The sequence below is a fragment of the Streptomyces sp. NPDC021212 genome (assembly GCF_044332925.1).
In the GTDB taxonomy this organism is placed as follows: domain Bacteria; phylum Actinomycetota; class Actinomycetes; order Streptomycetales; family Streptomycetaceae; genus Streptomyces.
Genome location: NZ_JBIRPZ010000003.1, coordinates 149247 through 167833, shown reverse-complemented (window position 1 = coordinate 167833; position 18587 = coordinate 149247). Strand labels below are relative to the sequence as shown.

General features: G+C 68.8%; 18 protein-coding genes. 9 read left to right on the top strand and 9 right to left on the bottom strand.

From position 1 onward, the window contains the following. Positions 1–852: 852 nt before the first annotated feature. Positions 853–1698: a serine protease gene (locus tag ACH4SI_RS08990; protein WP_398294296.1), complete on the bottom strand. Its 846-nt coding sequence runs from the start codon at positions 1696–1698 to the stop codon at positions 853–855. Between the two features lie 125 nt (positions 1699–1823). Between ACH4SI_RS08990 and ACH4SI_RS08985 the strand changes: the two genes are divergently transcribed. Further along, complete coding sequence (locus tag ACH4SI_RS08985) at positions 1824–3182, top strand: M14 family metallopeptidase (protein WP_398294294.1); 1359 nt, start codon at positions 1824–1826, stop codon at positions 3180–3182. Positions 3183–3234: 52 nt separating this feature from the next. Here ACH4SI_RS08985 and ACH4SI_RS08980 read toward each other — a convergent pair whose 3' ends face one another. From ACH4SI_RS08980 to ACH4SI_RS08965, 4 genes are all read right to left on the bottom strand, one after another. Continuing rightward, positions 3235–4707 carry a GntP family permease gene (locus tag ACH4SI_RS08980; protein ID WP_398294292.1) on the bottom strand — a complete coding sequence of 491 codons (1473 nt, stop codon included), beginning with the start codon at positions 4705–4707 and terminating at the stop codon, positions 3235–3237. A gap of 194 nt (positions 4708–4901) precedes the next feature. Continuing rightward, the gene (locus ACH4SI_RS08975; protein ID WP_398294290.1) at positions 4902–5315 is read right to left on the bottom strand and encodes a RidA family protein; all 414 of its coding nucleotides are present in this window, start codon (positions 5313–5315) and stop codon (positions 4902–4904) included. After that, entirely contained in the window at positions 5312–6142 is an 831-nt protein-coding gene (locus tag ACH4SI_RS08970; RefSeq protein ID WP_398294288.1) for an IclR family transcriptional regulator, read from the bottom strand. Before ACH4SI_RS08970 ends, ACH4SI_RS08975 begins: the two co-directional genes overlap by 4 nt. Beyond that, positions 6139–7269 carry a sugar kinase gene (locus tag ACH4SI_RS08965; protein WP_398294286.1) on the bottom strand — a complete coding sequence of 377 codons (1131 nt, stop codon included), beginning with the start codon at positions 7267–7269 and terminating at the stop codon, positions 6139–6141. Before ACH4SI_RS08965 ends, ACH4SI_RS08970 begins: the two co-directional genes overlap by 4 nt. A 139-nt stretch (positions 7270–7408) precedes the next feature. Here ACH4SI_RS08965 and ACH4SI_RS08960 point away from each other — a divergent pair, with 139 nt between their 5' ends. After that, positions 7409–8698 (top strand): alanine racemase, encoded by a 1290-nt coding sequence (locus tag ACH4SI_RS08960; RefSeq protein WP_398294284.1) that lies wholly within the window; start codon positions 7409–7411, stop codon positions 8696–8698. A gap of 195 nt (positions 8699–8893) precedes the next feature. Then, positions 8894–10516: an amidohydrolase family protein gene (locus tag ACH4SI_RS08955; protein WP_398294282.1), complete on the top strand. Its 1623-nt coding sequence runs from the start codon at positions 8894–8896 to the stop codon at positions 10514–10516. 134 nt (positions 10517–10650) lie between these two features. On the opposite strand, the gene ACH4SI_RS08950 is transcribed toward ACH4SI_RS08955, so the two are convergent. The 3 genes from ACH4SI_RS08950 to ACH4SI_RS08940 all read right to left on the bottom strand — a co-directional run bounded on the left by ACH4SI_RS08950 (position 10651) and on the right by ACH4SI_RS08940 (position 13613). After that, the gene (locus ACH4SI_RS08950) at positions 10651–11178 is read right to left on the bottom strand and encodes a hypothetical protein (RefSeq protein ID WP_398294280.1); all 528 of its coding nucleotides are present in this window, start codon (positions 11176–11178) and stop codon (positions 10651–10653) included. A 329-nt stretch (positions 11179–11507) separates the two neighbouring features. After that, the gene (locus tag ACH4SI_RS08945) at positions 11508–12116 is read right to left on the bottom strand and encodes a YdcF family protein (RefSeq protein ID WP_398294278.1); all 609 of its coding nucleotides are present in this window, start codon (positions 12114–12116) and stop codon (positions 11508–11510) included. 27 nt (positions 12117–12143) lie between these two features. Then, a complete protein-coding gene (locus tag ACH4SI_RS08940; protein ID WP_398294276.1) occupies positions 12144–13613 on the bottom strand; it encodes a transcriptional regulator in 1470 nt (489 codons plus the stop codon). 503 nt (positions 13614–14116) lie between these two features. Here ACH4SI_RS08940 and ACH4SI_RS08935 point away from each other — a divergent pair. Genes ACH4SI_RS08935 through ACH4SI_RS08925 form a run of 3 tightly spaced genes read left to right on the top strand, consistent with a single transcriptional unit; the run spans position 14117 to position 15523 of the window. Beyond that, a complete protein-coding gene (locus ACH4SI_RS08935) occupies positions 14117–14491 on the top strand; it encodes a hypothetical protein (protein WP_398294274.1) in 375 nt (124 codons plus the stop codon). A 29-nt stretch (positions 14492–14520) separates the two neighbouring features. Next, positions 14521–14706: a hypothetical protein gene (locus ACH4SI_RS08930; RefSeq protein ID WP_398294272.1), complete on the top strand. Its 186-nt coding sequence runs from the start codon at positions 14521–14523 to the stop codon at positions 14704–14706. Between the two features lie 19 nt (positions 14707–14725). Continuing rightward, positions 14726–15523, top strand: a complete 798-nt coding sequence (locus tag ACH4SI_RS08925; RefSeq protein ID WP_398294270.1) for a hypothetical protein — start codon at positions 14726–14728, stop codon at positions 15521–15523. Positions 15524–15679: 156 nt separating this feature from the next. Here ACH4SI_RS08925 and ACH4SI_RS08920 read toward each other — a convergent pair whose 3' ends face one another. Continuing rightward, a complete protein-coding gene (locus ACH4SI_RS08920) occupies positions 15680–15880 on the bottom strand; it encodes a hypothetical protein (protein WP_398294268.1) in 201 nt (66 codons plus the stop codon). 269 nt (positions 15881–16149) lie between these two features. Here ACH4SI_RS08920 and ACH4SI_RS08915 point away from each other — a divergent pair, with 269 nt between their 5' ends. From ACH4SI_RS08915 to ACH4SI_RS08905, 3 genes are all read left to right on the top strand, one after another. Continuing rightward, entirely contained in the window at positions 16150–17109 is a 960-nt protein-coding gene (locus tag ACH4SI_RS08915) for a helix-turn-helix domain-containing protein (RefSeq protein WP_398294266.1), read from the top strand. Positions 17110–17555: 446 nt separating this feature from the next. Then, on the top strand, positions 17556–17750 hold the full coding sequence (locus ACH4SI_RS08910) for a hypothetical protein (protein ID WP_398294264.1): 195 nt from the start codon (positions 17556–17558) through the stop codon (positions 17748–17750). 217 nt (positions 17751–17967) lie between these two features. Further along, positions 17968–18420 (top strand): hypothetical protein, encoded by a 453-nt coding sequence (locus ACH4SI_RS08905; protein ID WP_398294262.1) that lies wholly within the window; start codon positions 17968–17970, stop codon positions 18418–18420. The last annotated feature ends 167 nt before the right edge of the window (positions 18421–18587 follow it).

Below are 18587 nucleotides of genomic sequence, written 5' to 3'. Positions count from 1 at the left end.
GCGCCTTCAGCTCCGTTCCCCCGAAGTCGTACGCCCCGCTCACCGGCGCCGGCGCGCCCAGCCGGAACCAGCGGTCCTCGCCGGCCTGGAGCGAGCGGGCCAGCCCGAGCGCGGCCGAGGCGCCCTGCGAGAAGCCGGTGACCGCCACCTTCCGCTCCAGGGGGACGACGGCGCGGGCGGCGCGCAGCATGTCGAGGGAGGCGGTGGTCTCCGAGGGGACATCCATCCAGGGGTGGAGCCCGGGACCGGTGCCCATGCCAAGGTAGTCGGGCGCGACGGCGGCGAACCCGGCCGACGCGTAGGTCAGCGGCGGCGCGGGCAGGAAGCCGTGGCGCTGCATCGAGGGCGCGTCGCTCTTGTGGACCCCCGTGCCGTGCGCGAAGGACACCGCGCGCAGCCTGCCCTCCTTCCCGCGCGGCAGGACGAGCAACCCGCTCACCGTGGTGGGACGGCCGTGCGGGTCGACGGTCCGGTACACCAGCCGGTACGCGTCGACGCCGTAGCGGACCGCGCCCGCGTCGAACCCGCTGGAGCGCAGTTCGGCGGCGACATCGTCCGAGTCGGCCAGCGTGTACAGCGGTTTCACGGAGACCAGTTCGCCCCGGCCATGGGTGACCGGGGCGACTTCCGCCGTCCGCGGGGTGGTGGCCGCCGTGGCCGGGGCCGCCGCGACGGTCGGAAGCAGCAGTAAGGCGGCACAGGCAGCGGCTGCCACATCCGGCGTCATGCGCGCTCTTCGCATGAGGACCCTCGTTTCTGACACCGTGACAAGGGTCCTCAGCTTTGTGCGAGCGGCCCGGGGGCGCACTGGCGCCTGCCCCCGGACCGTGGTGGGGCCGGCCCCGCCCTACGTCACGGCTTGGGCAGCACGCACCCGGCCAGGCTGAGGTCGATCTTGTTTCCGGTGGTCACGCACTTGGTGATCCCGTACGTCTGCTGGGCGTAGTTGATGCCCTTGCGGACCGTCACCGCCCCGCTCTCGTCCACCTCGCACGGGTTGTTGAGGGTGCACCGCGCCCCGTCCTCATTGCCCGTGTTGTTCACGGCCAGGACCGTGCCGGTCGTGGCGTCGACCACGGGCGAACCGGACGTTCCGCCAATCGTGTTACAGGCGGAGGTGTAACGGACCGAATCCTTCCAGGTCCAGTCGCCTTCCTTAAGGCGATAGGTAAATCCGTCGATATTGCAGGAGTAGATCTTCTTCCAGTAGCCGGAGACCACCTTGATACCGATGCCCTGGGCCGGGCGGATGTCGGACAGTTGCAGGGCCTTGATGCCGTACCTCTGCTGTATTTGCGCGTACGTCGAGGTCAGCTGGTACAGCGAGATGTCGGTGTCGGTCATGGTCGCGTACGCGACCTTGCTCGCCCGTACCGTGCCCGCGCTCCCGCCGGAGCTGTTCAGCAGGGTGAAGCTGCGGCTCGACGCCTGGTCGACGATCACCTCTCCCGCGTCCGGGAAGCCGGTCTCCAGGCAGTGCCCGTTGGAGAGGACGAGCGCGGGGTCGGTATCCGCGGACTTCGCGGTCCGTACGACGGAGCCGGAGCAGTTGCTGAGCGCGACCGTTCCGGCGAAGTCGACCGCCTGCGCGGCCCGGGGGTGGGAGGAGGAGGCTGCCGCCGGGGCGGCGCCGACGCCCACGAGGGTCGCGCCGCCCAGCAAGAGGGCCGAGAGCGCGCCGACGAGAGGTCTGTTCACAGGGGGGTTCCTTCCCTCGATGAGAAGTTCCTTCGGCTTCGACCATTTCCCTCCCTTGACCATGTCATGCGCATGGCCGAACACTGGCGCAGCAGTCGCTCGCCTCTCACCCCACAGGAGCAGTTATGCGACTTCGCACTCGCGGCAGACGGGTTACCGCCCTCGCCGCCCTCTTGTCCCTCGCCCTCGCCGCCCCGATCGCGGCCCAGGCCGACGATCCGGCCCCGGGGCGCGCCACCTCGGCCGATGCCGCATCGGGCACCACGGCCGCCGATGAGAACGTGCGCCAGTACGAGGTCGCGGGCCCGGCCACCCCCGCCGAGCGCTCCGCCGTCGCCGCCACCGGCGTCTCCATCGACGAGACGGACGCCCGCTCCGTCGTCGTCACCGCAGACTCCGCCCAGGTCAGGCGGTTGCGCGCGCTCGGCTACCGGCTCACCGAGCTGCCCGGCCCGGCCGGCCGCGGCGAGGGCCGGGCCGCCAAGCCGTTCGACTTCCCCTCGGCGGACGCGAAGTACCACAACTACGCCGAGATGAATGCCGAGATCGACGCGGCCGTAGCCAAGTATCCCGCCATTCTGAGCAAGCGCGTCATCGGAAAGTCGTACGAGGGCCGGAACATCGTCGCGCTGAAGATCAGCGACAACGTGGCCACGGACGAGGCCGAGCCGGAGGTGCTCTTCACCGCCCACCAGCACGCGCGGGAACACCTCACCGTGGAGATGGCGCTGTATCTGCTCCACCAGTTCACCGACGGCTACGGCACCGACCGCCGCATCACCGACATCGTCAACGGCCGCGAGATCTGGATCGTCCCGGACGTCAACCCGGACGGCGGCGAGTACGACATCGCCACCGGCCGCTACCGCAGCTGGCGCAAGAACCGGCAGCCCAACTCCGGCTCCTCCTCCGTCGGCACCGACCTCAACCGCAACTGGGACTTCAAGTGGGGCTGCTGCGGCGGCTCCTCCGGCTCCGCGGGCTCCGAGACCTACCGCGGCGCCGGGGCCGAGTCGGCCCCCGAGGTGAAGGTCGTCGCGGACTTCGCGCGCAGCCGGGTCATCGGCGGCAAGCAGCAGCTCAAGGCCGCCATCGACTTCCACACGTACAGCGAGCTGGTGCTGTGGCCGTTCGGCTGGACGTACAGCGACACCGCGACCGGGATGACCAAGGACGACCACGACGCGTTCGCCGCTGTCGGCAAGAAGATGGCCGCGAGCAACGGCTACACCCCCGAGCAGTCGAGCGACCTCTACATCACGGACGGGACGATCGACGACTGGCTGTGGGGCAGCCAGAAGGTGTTCGCGTACACGTTCGAGATGTACCCGACGTCGAGCGGCGCGGGCGGCTTCTACCCGCCGGACGAGGTCATCGACCGCGAGACGAGCCGTAACAAGGACGCGGTGCTCCAGCTGCTGGAGAACGCGGACTGCATGTACCGGTCGATCGGCAAGGAAGCCCAGTACTGCGCGACGACCTGACCCCGCGTGCGGATGCCCCGGGGCGCGATCGCGCCCCGGGGCGTACCCGCAGCTAGATCACCAGGCTCAGCAGGCCCGCCACCACGAAGCCCGCCACCGACAGCACCGACTCCAGCACGGTCCACGACTTGAGGGTGTCCCGCTCGGAGATGCCGAAGTACTTCGCCACCATCCAGAAGCCGCCGTCGTTGAGGTGCGAGGCGAAGATCGAGCCCGCCGAGATCGCCATGATGACCAGCGCCAGATGGGCCTGTGAGTAGTCGCCCGAGGCCAGCATGGGGGCGACGATGCCCGTGGTGGTGACGATGGCGACGGTCGCCGAGCCCTGGGCGACCCGCAGCACCAGGGAGATCAGGTAGGACAGCAGGATGACCGGCAGGCCCGCGCTGTCGAACGAGTCCGCGAGGGCCTGGGCGACGCCGCTGCCCTTGAGCACGGCGCCGAAGACGCCGCCCGCGCCGACGATCAGCAGCAGGTTGCCGACGGGCTTGAGGGAGGTGGTGGAGACGGTCTCCAGCGACTTGCGGGACCAGCCGCGCCGGATGCCCAGCAGGTAGTACGCCAGCAGCAGGGAGATCGTCAGCGCCACGAAGGGGTGGCCGAAGAACTCGATGACCGAGCGGACGGTGCTCGGGTCCAGCGCGATGGAGGAGAAGGTCGCGCAGAGGATGAGGATCAGCGGCGTACCGATGATGGCCAGGACCGTGGACACCGCGACCGGCGCCTCGGCCGGTGCCGCGCCCGCTTCCCGCCGCTCGGCCTCGACCGCCTCCCGCGCCTCCTCCGCCGCCTCGATCATGTCCTGCGGTACGGGGACGAAGATGCGGTTGCCGATCCAGGCGGCGTAGACCCACGCGGCGATCACGGACGGGATGCCGACCAGGATGCCCATCAGGATGACCCAGCCCAGGTCGACATGGAGCAGTCCGGCGGCGGCGACCGGGCCGGGGTGCGGCGGCAGGAAGGCGTGGGTCATGGAGAGCCCGGCCAGCAGCGGCATCGCGTACAGCACGATCGACTTGCCGCTGCGCTTCGTCGCCGCGTAGACGATCGGCGCCAGGACGAAGATGCCGACGTCGAAGAAGACGGGTATGCCGAAGATGAGGCCGGTGAGCCCCATGGCGAGCGGGGCGCGCTTCTCCCCGAAGAGGCCGAGGAGGCGGGAGCTGAGCGCCTCGGCGCCGCCGGAGACCTCCAGGATCGCGCCGAGCATGGTGCCCAGTCCCATGATGATGGCGACGTGGCCGAGGATGCCGCCCATTCCGGTTTCGATGAGCGAGATCGCGTCGGACTTCTGGACGGTGCCGAAGAGTTCGGTGACCGAGAGCCCGGCGGCCAGGCCGACGGCTATGGAGACGGCGAGCAGCGCCACGAAGGGCTGCAGCCGGACCTTGATGATCAGGTAGAGGAGCAGCGCGATACCGAGGGCGGCGACGGTCAGCAGACCGGCGGTGCCGGGGATGATCGCGAGCAGGCCACCGGTGTGGGGTGGGGTCTCGGGAGCGGGAGCGGCTGCGAGCAGCATGGGGAACTCCGGAAAGTGGGTAAGGCGTATCGCCGCACGGCGGAGGGCCGCGCGCGGGGGACGGGGGTGTGGGCTGGGTGCGGGTGATCAGGGGTCTGGTCCCGGCGACGTCGAACAGTGGGTGTGGGGGGTTCCGGGCGCGGGCGGGGGTTCGAGACCCCGCCCGCGCCCGGAAGTTCTCAAAAGGGCTGGACTCAGCCGAGGACGGCGAGGGCGTCGATCTCGACGAGCAGCCCGGCGGGGAGGCCGACGTAGATCGTCGTACGGGCCGCCGGGGCCTCCTTCAGGTCCGCGAAGAACTCGTTGTAGATCTCGTTGAACTCGGCGAAGTGGCCGGTGTCGGTGAGGTAGACGCGGATCATCATCACGTCCTCCCAGCTCGCCCCGCCCTCTTCCAGCACGGACCGCACGTTGCGCAGGGTCTGCAGGGTCTGCTCGCGCAGGGACGGCCCGACCGGGGCGGGGGCCTGGCCGGGGACCGCGGGGCCGAAGCCGACCTGACCGGCGACCTGGAGGATGTTCCCCTTCTTGACGCCGTGCGAGAACTTGGCCGGCGGGGTGGTGTGGGTGGCCGGAGTGATCGCGGTCTTGTTCAGCTTCTCGGTCATGAGGAGGGTTCCTCGGCTCTCTTCTCGGGTGGTACTTGCGGTGATTCTTCTGATGGTTCTTCGGGTCCGGCGGACGGCCGCTCCGGGGCGCCGCCCGAGTACTCCCGGCTGATGTCCTGGGCGGTGCGGCGCACGGCCGGCAGCAGGGTGAGGAGTTCGTCCGCGGTGACGACGACGTTCGGCGCCGACACCGAGCACGCGGCGACGACCCGGCCGTCCGCTCCCCGGATCGGTGCCCCGACGCAGTTGATCGACTCCTCGTGGCCGCCGAGGTCGCTGGCCCAGCCCTGTTCCCGTACGGTCTCCAGCTCCTTCAGGAACGCGGTGGCGTTCGGCGTGGAGCGGGCCGTGTACGCCGGGTACGGGAGCCGTTCGGCCAGCGCCCGCCGCTCCGCCTCCGGCAGGTCCGCCAGCAGCAGCTTGGCGACCGCGGCGACGGTGATCGCGACGGGCTTGCCGATCCGCGAGTACATCCGGACCGGGTAGCGGCTCTCCACCTTGTCGATGTAGAGGACCTCGTTCTCCTCGTACACCGCGAGGTGCACGGTGTGTCCGCACCGCTCGTTGAGCGCGACCAGATGGGGGTGGGCGATCTCCCGTACGTCCAGGTTCTCCACCGCCTCCTGCGCGAGCGCGAAGAGGCGGGCGCCGAGCCGGTAGCGCTGGTCCTGCTGGCGGTAGACCATGCCGTGCTCGTGCAGCGTGCGCAGCAGCCGCAGCGCGGTCGACTTGTGCACGCCGAGCCGCGAGGCGACCTGCTCCAGGTTGGCGGGTCCCTCCGCCAGCAGGGGCAGGATGCTCAGCGCTCGGTCGACGGTCTGGCTCATGGGTCGGTTACCTCCACCACCGCGGTATCGGACCCCGAGTGCGGCGGGTTTGCCCAGCCGGGGCCGAATCGCAGTGTGCCCCACTCGGCGTCGTCCAGTGTCACCAGGCGGTCGGCGTACGCGCGGGGCGGCGGGGTGCCGAGGTCGCCGGGGACGGTGAGGGCCGCGGCCGCCATCAGATGGCCGTGGCGCAGCCGCTGCGCGACGGGCAGGCCGCGCAGGGTGCCGGAGAGGAAGCCCGCGGCGAAGGCGTCGCCCGCGCCGACCGGGGCCACGACGTCCACGCTCAGAGCGGGCGCGAAGGTGACGGTGTCGGCTCCGTCCGCCCCGCGGGCGTACGCGGTGGCCCCGGCGGCGCCCTGCTTGACCACCAGCACGTCCGGCTCGGGCAGGGCCTCGCGGATCGCGGCCGCGCCGCCGTGTACGCCCCCACGTATGCCCCAGGCGGCCTCCGCCTCGTCCTCGCCGACGAAGACCAGGTCGCAGCCGCGGGCGAGGTCGAGCAGCACGCCCGGCCCCTCGTCCGGGGCCCGCTCGGGGTCCTCCCACAGGGACACGCGGTAGTTGAGGTCGAAGGAGACCAGCGGGCGGCCGGGGGCGCGAGTGGTCAGCTCGCGCATCAGGGCGAGGCAGTCGTCGGAGAGGGCGGGGGTGATGCCGGTGAGGTGGAGGATCCGGCCGGACCAGGTCTGTTCACGCGGCATGAGCGCCGGGGACATGGCCGCGGCGGCGGATCCGGCGCGGTAGTAGACGACCTCGGCGAGCGGCTGCTCGCCGTCCTCTTCGGGAGCCCCCTCTTCGGCAGCCCCCGACTCCACTGCCCGCTCGCCCGCCGTGCGGAAATAGATGCCGGTGGGGCGGCGCGGGTCGCGCTGGACGCAGCCGACGTCCACCCCGGTCGCCGCGATCTCCGTCAGCAGATGCTCCCCGAAGCCGTCCGTGCCGACCCGGCTGATCCAGCGCACGCTGTGCCCGGCGCCCGCCAGCCCGCACGCCACGTTGGACTCGGCGCCGCCGATCCCCCGCGCGAAGGCGGGCACCTCCGCGAGGCGGCCCGGGTGGGACGGCACGAAGGTCACCATCGACTCGCCGAGGCACACGACGTCGACACTCGGGGCTGGACGCACGATCGGTCTCGCTCCTTGGGCGTGGGGGTAGGGCCACACCGTTGACCCGGTGCTTGGCGGGATGTTAAACAGCGCTAAGCGTTATACGCAATGAACGTTGCAGAGAATGCAACCAGAATATTTCCCTGGAGGCTCCTCCATGGCCACCGACCACCGCGATCAGGCCGTCGCGCGGCTCGCCCAGGAGCGCGTCGATCACCGCTTCAAGGGGCTGCCCCCGGACGCCGAAGGCCGTACGGTCGGCGAGCTGGCCGCCGAGCGCCGCTCCCTGTTCACCGGCGGCTTCACCACCCCCGTACTGGCGCTGTCGGCCGAGGCCCTGGAGCACAACCTCCTCGCCATGGAGCGCTATTCCGCCGCCCACGGCCTGGCCTTCGCCCCGCACGGCAAGACCTCCATGGCCCCGCAGCTCTTCGAGCGCCAGCTCGCCCACGGCGCCTGGGGCATCACCGCCGCCGTCCCCTCCCACGTACGGATCTACCGGGCCTTCGGCATCCAGCGGATCTTCCTCGCCAACGAGGTCGTCGACGCCGCCGCCCTCCGCTGGCTCGCCGCCGCACTCGACGCCGACCCCGACTTCCGCTTCGTCTGTTACGTCGACTCGGTGCGCGGCGTCGAGCTGATGGACGCGGCGCTCCGCGAGGCCGGTGCGCCGCGGCCCGTCGACGTCGTGGTCGAGCTGGGCGCGGGCGACGGCGCGCGCACCGGCATCCGTACGGAGGCCGAGTGCGCCGCGGTCGCCGACGCGGTGGCCGCCGCGGGGACGCTGCGGCTGGTCGGCGTCGCGGGCTACGAGGGCGAGGTGCCCAAGGCCGATGGCGAGCGGGTACGGGCCTGGCTGCGCCGCCTCACGGCACTCGCCGCCGCCTTCGACGCGGCGGGCCGCTTCGACGGCGTGGACGAGGTGGTCGTCAGCGCGGGTGGCAGCGCCTGGTTCGACGCGGTCGCCGACGTCTTCGCCGAGCTGCCCGCGCTCTCCCGGCCCGTCCTGAAGCTGCTCCGCTCGGGCGCGTACGTCTCCCACGACGACGGCCACTACCGGCACATCACCCCCTTCAACCGCATCCCGGAGGAGGGCGACCTCCAGCCCGCCTTCCGGCTCTGGGCCCAGGTCGTCTCCAGCCCCGAACCCGGCCAGGCCTTCCTCAACGCGGGCAAGCGGGACGCCGCGTACGACCTCCACATGCCCGAACCCCAGCTCGTCCGCTCCGCCCGCGACGGCTCCGTCCGCCCCGCCCACGGCCTCGTCGTCACCTCGCTCTCCGACCAGCACGCCTGGGTCACGGTCGCGGAGGGCGCGCAGCTGGAGGTGGGCGACTGGGTCGCCCTCGGCCTCTCCCACCCCTGCACCAGCTTCGACAAGTGGCAGATGATCCCGCTGGCGGAGGCGGACGGCACGGTCACGGACTACATCCGCACGTTCTTCTGACCCACCCACCCGCCCTTCCCGGGGCCGTGGCCCGGAGCCGTGGCCCCGGGGCCCCCACCTCGGCGGGGCGGCGTCCCGCCCGGCGCCGAGCCGCCGCGGCGGTCGGGCCACCGGGCCAGACGGGTGGGCGGGGAAGGACAACGCGTCCCACCGGCGCGATCGGTAGCACCCATTGTGAGAGAGGCAAGGGGACCCATGGACCTCGTCATCCGCGACGCGCGCGTCATCGACGGCACCGGCGGTGCCGCCTACCGGGCCGACGTGGCCGTGGACGGCGGCCGGATCGCCGCCGTCGTCCGCGAGGGCGGCGGCGCCCGGCCCACCGCCCGCCGCGTCGTGGACGCCGACGGCCTCGCCCTCTCCCCCGGCTTCATCGACATGCACGCGCACAGCGACCTCGCGCTGCTCCGCGACCCCGACCACTCCGCGAAGGCCGCCCAGGGCGTCACCCTGGAGGTCATCGGCCAGGACGGCCTGTCGTACGCCCCCGTCGACGACGGCACGCTCGCCCAGATCCGTACCGCCATCACCGGCTGGAACGGCGACGGCTCCGACATCGACTTCACGTGGCGCACCGTCGGCGAGTACCTGGACCGCCTCGACCACGGCTTCGACGGCCGGGGCATCGCCGTCAACGCCGCGTACCTCATCCCCCAGGGCACCGTCCGCATGCTCGCCCTCGGCTGGGAGGACCGCGACGCCACGCCCGCCGAGGTCGAGCGCATGAAGCAACTCGTCGCCGAAGGGCTCGAACAGGGTGCCGTCGGCCTGTCCTCCGGGCTCACCTACACCCCCGGCATGTACGCCACCGACTCCGAACTCACCGAGCTGTGCCGGGTCGTGGCGGCCTACGGCGGCTACTACTGCCCGCACCACCGCTCCTACGGCGCGGGCGCCCTGCGCGCGTACGAGGAGATGGTGGCCCTCACCCGCGAGGCCGGCTGCGCGCTCCACCTCGCCCACGCCACCATGAACTTCGGCGTCAACAAGGGCCGCGCCCCCGAACTCCTCACCCTGCTCGACACCGCCCTCGCCGACGGCGCCGACATCACCCTCGACACCTACCCCTACCTCCCCGGCTGCACCACTCTCGCCGCCATGCTGCCCAGCTGGGCCGCCGAGGGCGGCCCCGAGGCGATCCTCGCCCGGCTCCGGAACGACACGGAGGCGGCCCGGATCCGCCACGTCGTGGAGGTGGAGGGGGCGGACGGCTGCCACGGCGTGCCGATCGACTGGGACGCGATCGAGATCTCCGGCGTGAACGACCCGGCCCTCGCCGGATACGTCGGCCGCACCATCGCCGCGAGCGCCCGCGAACGCGGCGAGGAGCCGTGGACCACCGCCCGCCGCCTACTCCTCGACGACCGGCTCGGACCCACGATCCTGCAGCACGTGGGCCACGAGGAGAACGTCCGGGCGATCATGCGGCACCCCGTCCACACGGGCGGCAGCGACGGCATCCTGCACGGCGCGAAGCCCCACCCCCGGGCGTATGGCACCTTCCCCCACTACCTGGGCCACTACGTCCGCGAACTGGGCATCCTGTCCCTGGAGGAGTGCGTCGCCCACCTCACCGGCCGCCCCGCGGCACGCCTCCGCCTCCCCGACCGGGGCCGCGTCCACGAGGGCTACCGCGCCGACCTCACCCTCTTCGACCCGCAGACGGTCGCGGCGGGCTCGACGTTCGAGGCCCCCCGCACCCTGCCGGTGGGCATCCCCCACGTCCTCATCGACGGCCGCTTCGTCATCGAGGACGGCCGCCGCACGGACACCCTGGCGGGCCGCGCCATCCGGCGCGTCGCCCCGCGCCGGAATTGACCCATGCTGCCGCCCGGCTCGGCGGGTGCCAGTTGCTTGCGCATCGCCTCCACTTACCAGGCCGAGAGCCGCAGGTTCTCGGCCTGGTAAGCCAGGTCCATCACCGCGGGCGGAGCGGCGCCTACCCGTAGAGGTCAGTTGGGAATTTCATCCCTGTAAGTGGTCGTGAGATACCACAGTTGTTCAGTGGTCGAAAAGTTCCTGACCAGGGCGGCCTCAGTCCACTCCACTCCGAATTGATCCCTGAGCCCCAGCCCGGCCGAACGATTCAAATACGGAGCGATATTCGTCAAATGGGTGCCTCCTCCTGACCAGTCGGAGCGGAAGCACCACTTTTGCCGATCCGAGTCGTCGGGCTCCTTGAGCTGGGGCTGGCTGGCGAGAGATATTTTGGGCTCATCGCTGCCGACGTCCAGACGGAAGGTTTTGCCGTCTTGAGAAATTTCGACATGGCAAACCGTCCACTCGCCTACCTCTCCGATTTTCCGCGTCGTCCACCGCTGCGGGTAGTTGTCATAGGTCGCGTAGCGAACGCTGCATATGAGTGCTCCGTCGAAACACCTGCCCCCTTGTACGGTGAGACGGCTCCCATTGAGGCGGTTCACCAGCAATTGCTTTTCACCCTCATACGCCATAATTACTCCCTCGCTCTCGTCGTTCACCTGCTCCGGGGAGGTCTGCGCGGAGTACGGGGAGGTAAAACTTCTACCGACGCGGTTCACTCATGCGGGTGAATCTATCGAGCCACGGTTGCATGGCGTCCGTTCCGATAGACCCACCTGGTCATCGACACCCGTGCCGCACCAAGATCGGTCCGCGCGTCGACGCCGCCGAACAGGTCGCGGTCGAGCGCCTGGCATCCCACGGCACCCAGCGCGAAGCTTGGGGCCTCTACCCCGACGACGCAGACTTCGCGGTCCTCGCCGACCCGGACGGCAATCGCTTCTGCTCATCGACACCGGCCACCGCGACCCGCAACATCACTCCTCGTTCAGCAGCGCCAAGCGCCGTCAACTCGATCTACTCCACGGAAGCTTCCATCGCCGACTCGGCGGGATACTTCTTCCCATTCCCGGATAACCCTCCGTTTGGCCTCCGGGATGGATGGCCAATGGGAGCGGGTGACAAGCTTGCCCGTGTACACAGGCTCCCAGGATATAGCGTAAAAGGGGCCTATCTCAGGGAGTAGAGTTGCAAGGGAATGAAGTGTGCGGCGGTGATACCATTTACCGATGGCCACAATTCTCAATCCGGACTCCAGGGCTTCACGTAAGTAAGGAAGAGCGAGTTCTACGTTCTGCCAAGTGTTAACAGATTGACCCTCACAGCGAATGACGACCCCGGGAACACCGCGCTCAATGAGCAGCCTACGGATTTCGCACCCCTCCACAATTCCGTTGTGGCGATTAACACCGCCAGTTGCAATAATGAGCGGAGCCAGACCCTGGTGGTATCGTTCGGCTGCGATCTCAATAGGCTTAGCCTGATTGGTCCCGAAGACGAGATGAGCAGTCGGCAACTCCTTCGGTGGCGGCGCCTCGATGTCCACGAATTTCGTGATTTCATCAATCTGACCGAGGTCTAGGTCTTCGCTGTTCATTCGCGCCCCCTCGAAGATTTTGGCTAGTCAGTCGCTGTGAACCATGAGGTGACTGGAAACCTCCCGAAATCGAGAACGATATTTGACTGTCTGTCGGGCGTCAGCGAAATCTCGTTGGAGGACCTGGTTAAATTTCCCAGCAAGAACCACGGTCGGCCATGCGGGCCGGTTGTCAATGAGGGCAGAATGCGCAGCTGAAACAGCCTCATCAAGGCGCCCGCTTCCGGCCTGAGCAAGAGCCAGGACAAGGAGAGCGCGAGCATACCCGGAAGGATGTTCACCCTGCGGACGTACACCAGGGTAGTGCGTTTCAATTACCCGATTCGTCGACGACACAGCTTCTCGGAATCGCCCCAGCAACATCAGGGAAGTTGCCGTGTACGGCGGATCTTCCGCGGGGGGGATGGAGAAGACTCCGGCCGCCTTCGCGTCGGAGGGTAGATTCTTCATTGCTTTCGCGGCATAGCGCCAGGATTTTTCCATTCCCTCGGTGTCGCCGACCATTCCCGCTGTCCGCATTTCTTGTGCAGCGAGCTTGGCGTGAATAACCGTGCCCATCACGGTGGCCGCCTGCCCCTGAGAAGCAAGTGCCATCGACTGACGTGGCCGCCCCTGATAGAAGGCGATCATGGACCTGGTCCACATGGACCAGCCCGCGAGTTCCGGTTTCCCTACCTCTTTGCTTCGGCGCTCAGCATCAGCACACCAGAGGTGGGCAGATGCATGGGCCCCCATATCGCACGCCGCGATGCCGAGCAAGCAAGACAGCCATCCAGCGGCTAGGTTTATATCCTTACGCTGCCGCACAGTCTCGCCAACTTCGAGAAATCTGTTTGCGTACGACCTGACCATCAGAAGTTCGTCGTACATCTCCGATGGCGGCATAGCGGAAATCGAATGGGCGTAGTGGTCGACAAGTTCGCCGAGACCGCCGGCGACGGCGTCAGGGCTATCGCTGCCCATCACGTCAAGAGCTTGAATGACGCGTCGGCCTCGGTCCAACTGCGCAGCGGCCATGGGTCCTACCGCCAGTGCAGCGGCACTCGCGGAGACGAAAGCGCGGCGGTTCACAGACACCACCTCCCCATGCCCTGACGTTCCGGGTACGAGACTGTCAGAGTTTTCCGGCTCTGGAGCGATCACCTTCTCGACGCTATTGCTGTCGTTGCCGTCAATTCCCTGAGGGGAACCCTCCCATGCCCGTCTCGGCAGGCCCAACATCTCGCCTGGGATTCCGAACCCATCGGCCACGCGTTCGATGACCTCGTGCCCTCGGATGCCACGAACGCCTCGGATGATGTCACTCACGCGGGAGCTGGTCATTTTCCCGATGGCCGCTGCCATCGCGGCATGGCTTGTCCCGGTGCGCCGGTTCACGAGTCGGAAGATCTCTCGGAAGTCCCGGGTAGCGCATGCACGCTGCATGGCCTCGCTCTGTAACAGCACGCCAGGAATCGTCAGTGGATAGTCGCTGCGTCGTGTTTCGCGTTCGTCCATGGGCCACCTAGCAGGGACGGCAGGGATCTCTTCTCAGAGTAGCCCCGGCCCCGGAGCGGGGTTCCCCAAATGAGCCAGCGGGGTTCCCCATTGGTGGTTCCGCTGCATGCCCTCAGGCTCGAAGCTCTTGATGCGGCATTCCCGTGCCGAGCAAGACCCCCGCGACCGCTGCACACGGCCCGGGCATGGCCAACGCTGAAGAGGAGCGTCAACATGCGGAAGAGTACCGCCCGAACGGTACTGCAGAGACTGCGCGAATTGATCAGCCCTCGTGCGGGCCGACACAGCGCGGCGTATCTCGCCACCCGTCCCGCCCGCATGGCCCCAGACCGCCGGCCGCATCCTTTCTCGTACGGCGATACGCCCACTCTTCACCTTCCGCGTGTCCCGGTCGAAGAGCGTGTGCCGATCCTCTGGGATACGGACCCGGCGCCTCCATACATCCCCCACTTCCGCCTTGGTGGCCAAAGTGTGTGGTCCAACGCGGTCGGGGAGGTGGCGCGGTGACCGCGACAAACGGCCTACGGCTACTGCCGTGGTCCAGCCCCGAAGGCAAGCCGTGCTTCCTCTCAACGGACGGCGGCAGCAGCCGCTTGAGCCGCAGGGCGGATGAGATCGAGGACCTTCAACTGTCCATGGGCACCGAACTCCTCGGCCACGCCCGCGCGCTACTCAAGGAACAGAAGGCCGACGTCCGGGAAGTCCGCTTCCTCGCGGAACGGCTCTGCGAAGCGCTGCGCGACGCACTGCGCGTCGCGGAGAGCCGGGGCGAACGCTTGCCCACACACGATGACGATGACGACAGCGATGCCGACCAGACGGGCGAAGACACCGAGCGGGTGCCCGCTGCCCCGCAAAGTCCGTTGTCTGCCACGTGACTCATGGGAGCAACGGCCGGTGGCGCTCGGTGGCCAGGGGCCAGAAGAACGTCACGTCGGGCGGCGGCAGCTCTCGCCGGGCCAACGTGCGCAAGACCTGCGTGAACGCGCAGAAACGGCAGTGGCGGAGCCTGATCGACGTGGACATCATTGGCGTCAGCGACTCGCCGGAGAAGGCGGTCACCAAGGCCGTGACGGTTCGCTGCGGCCTCTGAGCCACAGAGGAGTGACGACATGAGGGATGCCGGTCGCGGGGCCGCCAACGACCCCACGCTCATCGTGGGACTGCACGGGGTCCTGGACCGGCATCCCTGGTTCGAGCGCGCGAGCGCCGAATACGACCTCGACGAGGATGTGTTCAGCCTCGCCACCAAGCGGGCCACCGCGTACGGGTTCAGCTCGACCCTGATCGGCCGGGCGGCGGCGGCCAACGCGGAACTCTGGGAGCACAACGACGCCGGCGGCGACTGGACTGCGGACGGCCGGGTGCGACAGATGGCCTCGCTGCAGGCCCGCCTCCCGGAGCGGCGGGGCGGCCGGCGGCTGCCGCTGCTGCCCATGGTCACCGTCCTCACCGACGCGCTGCGCCGCGTCGGCCCTGTACGCCTCACCGGTCTGCACGCGCTCGTACCGCTTCACGGCACCGCCGACGTCCGCGCCGAACTGGCCACCGTGGCGGACTGGTTCGCCCTCGGCGACCCGGACGGCACGGCTCAGCTGACGGTCACGGTGTCGGCGCGGCCCTCGGCCGGGCTGTCCGGCCGAGCCGCCGAGGTGTGCGAGGGGGCGCGGGCGCGGGTCTACGAGCGGATGACCGTCGAGACAGCCGACAACCCCGGCTCGCCGCCCGGCCTGGCGCTGCCCCTCGCCGGAGAGGTACAGGCGGAGGGGATGCGACAGGCCCTGGCCTTCCGGTGCGGGGCCCACGAGTGGTCACCGGATGTCGCCGCGTGGACGGCGGAGGTCTTCGCCGACGCCCTCCGTGACGCCGGTACGGCCGAGCCGGTACTGATCACCGTCTCCGTCGCCTGAGCCGGTCGCACCGCGCCCTCAGCCCCCAGCTCCGATGATCAGGCGACTTGGTAGGCTCCCTTGCTCATCGCGGCTTCGTCGCGTGTGGAGCTGCTGTGGTGAAGGTTCGCCACATCCCTGTGATCTGCTGCCCCTTGCGGTCGCCAGGACTATGGATCAGCTCTGGGTATGCGGGCCGGGAGGCGCGGCGAGCACATAGGCGGTGACCAGCCCCGCTATGCCGAGAGCGCAGTGCAGGTAGATCGACGTGGATTCCGAGATTCCGTTCCCTGCGATGATCAGGACGATTCCGATCACGAGAATCGCCAGGAATGCCAGGTAGTGATCATGAAGCACGTTCCTGAAAGTGATGTGCACGGGTCCTCACCTATTCCTGTCTTGTTCTGGCCGGGGTGAGGTCCATTCGATCAGTTCCCCTGTCGACCGTCCACGGATTCCCGGTGGTTCCGACCGACACGGAACCCGGGCGTATTCTGTGCGTGCGATGCCGAACGTGGGCTCTCAGCCGCCCGCAAATACGGCGCTCTTCACCGAACTTCAGCGAAGTTCGGTGAAACTCTGCGCCTTCGATGGCTCTCGTGGGACGATCTCAGTCGCCCGGTGGGGTATGCATGCGAGGGGGCACCATGGGCACCAGCCGACATTCCGAGACACCGCCCGTGCGACGCTTCGCCGCGGAGCTGCGACGGTTGCGCATCACCGCCGGTGAGCCTCAGGTCAAGACGATCGCCTCGCGGGCCCAATGCAGTCCGGCGACCGTTTCCGAGGTACTCAGGGGGCACCGCCTCGCGAGTGAGACGGTCACCCGCCGCCTGGTGGCCGCGCTCGGGGGCGACTGGGCACACTGGGGCCAGTTGTGGCGTGCGGCCAAGACGGAACTCGACGATCTGAAGCAGGACACCCTGGACGCGCGCCGGGACTCAGGGGCTTTCGGTACGGCGCCGGACCTTTCCGAAGTGTTCCGGAGCACCTCCCAGATGGAGATGGTGTGCTACCCGAACCCGCCCGCCTTCTACAAGGCTGCGGCCGATCACATTCGCGCGGCCCGGTCCGAAATCCGCCTTACCTACGTGCGGCTCCACCCTCCCACTCAGTGGGGATCCACGGAACCCGCCTCTTACTACGACACGGTATTGCAGTGGGCCAGAGACAACTCGGCTGAGTGCGCGAGCGTGCGGCGCATCATCGGCGTCCCCGAGCACAAGGGCGTACCGAAAGCAACCTACTTCGAGTGGCTGAGGCAACACCAGGACGAGGTCACGGATCTCTATACCTACGAGGCGCGCGTCATGCCTTGGAGTGCTTCCTGCGCCTGGTACAACATGGGCCTCATCGACGACACGGTCACCTTCCTCTCATTCTCCGGGGCAGGTCGCCGACAGCTCACGGGATTCAGCGTCGACAATCCCCAGTTCCTGGCGCACTTTGCGGACAGTTTCGATCAGGCCTGGGGTGCGTTGGAACCCCTGGACACCTACGTGTCCAGGCACTCCACACCGACCACACGCTCAACCGAGACCCCAGCACCCGAGGACCGAAGGTCCGACACAGCCGCGGCAGCACCATCGCCGCACAAGGGACGCTGACTTCAGGGCGGTCCCGGTGTTCCGGTCACGAAATCCCACGGTCGACGGAGACTCCGCCGTGGTGGGGCGGTTCTTCGAGCCCCCACTCGAACGGCTCCTCGCCCGCTTGGACGGCGACGCCCTCGACAACGCCGTGGGCGCCTGGCTCGCCCGGCATCCGCCGACCCGGGCGCGGAACCCGGCGACGCCTGCGTGGATCCTGCACCGACAGCCAGGCCGTGCACCTGCTCGCCGCCGGCGGCCACTACCTCCTGGCCCTGCTCTTCCCGCACGCAGCCCAGGCCATGGAGATCAAGCACAGGCACACTCGGGCTCACAGCGTGAGAACGCATCGCTCCTGACTCCGGCCCTCTTCTGGGCAGGCACGAGACTCTTACGCCCCGGCAGCTCGACGGCGTGCCAGCGCAAGGATTGCGGCAATCAGTTCCGGCGCAAGATGATCCCAGATGATTCCTGGGCGACGCCCACAGGCCCTGAGGCTCAAGCAGATCACCGCCATGATCCACCACGGCAACGCCGCCTCCGAGGCCGTCGCCCACCGCCTCGGGTTCACCCCTCTGCGAGAGGACACCGTCCTCGGGCGTCCCTGCACCGTGTACGCCCTGGCCCGGGACGACTTCACCGCCTCCTCACGGCCATAGGGGGCCCGCCGCCTGACCCGGTCGCACCTGACGGCGCGCCGGATCTCGCGGTGACGGTCACCTGAGCCGGTCGCGCCGGCTCTCCCGGGCAGGCACTCACGCCATGCGTCCGGGAGCGTTAGCCGGACGTTAGCGGCACGGCGGTGGTTCAACAGCGGCGACCGACAGTCTTGTTGTCACGAGCCCGAACCACCGCTTCGACAGATACGGGGAAGCCATGTCGCACCTTTCCACCCTCCGCGCTCGCAAGGCCGCAGCCGCCATGGCGATCGCCGTTGCCGCGCTGGGACTCACCGCCTGCCAGGGCAATGAGAAGGGCGCCTCGTCCTCGCAGGACCGCACCTCGGCGAGCGCCACCCAGTCCCCCGGTTCCTCGGGCAAGGCCGATGGCGCCAAAGCCTCGAAGGGGGTCCCGAACAAGCCCGACGTGAAGTGCACCGACCGGATCAACTACGCGGGCGACCCCCGGGACAACGCCACGATCAACAGCATCGGCTCCGACACCGGCACCTGCCCGCCCGTCCAGAGCGACAAGTCCGAGGGCACCCCCAACATCGAAGGCGTGAAGTGCACCGACCAGATCAACTACGGCGAGGACTCCCGCGACAACGCCACGATCAACAGCATCGGCTCCGACACCGGCACCTGCCCGCCCGTCCAGCGCAAGTGAACCCACGCCGCGCAGGCGCCCGTTCGCCCCGTTCGTTCGCCTTCCGCCTGTGATCCAGCTCTCATCGCCGCCGTGCACAGATGAGGCGCCCCCCCGGAAGGGAGGAGCGTGTGGATCTGGCAAGCGAGTGGAAGCTGAAAATCGCCCCGCCGGGAAGGATTCGATGG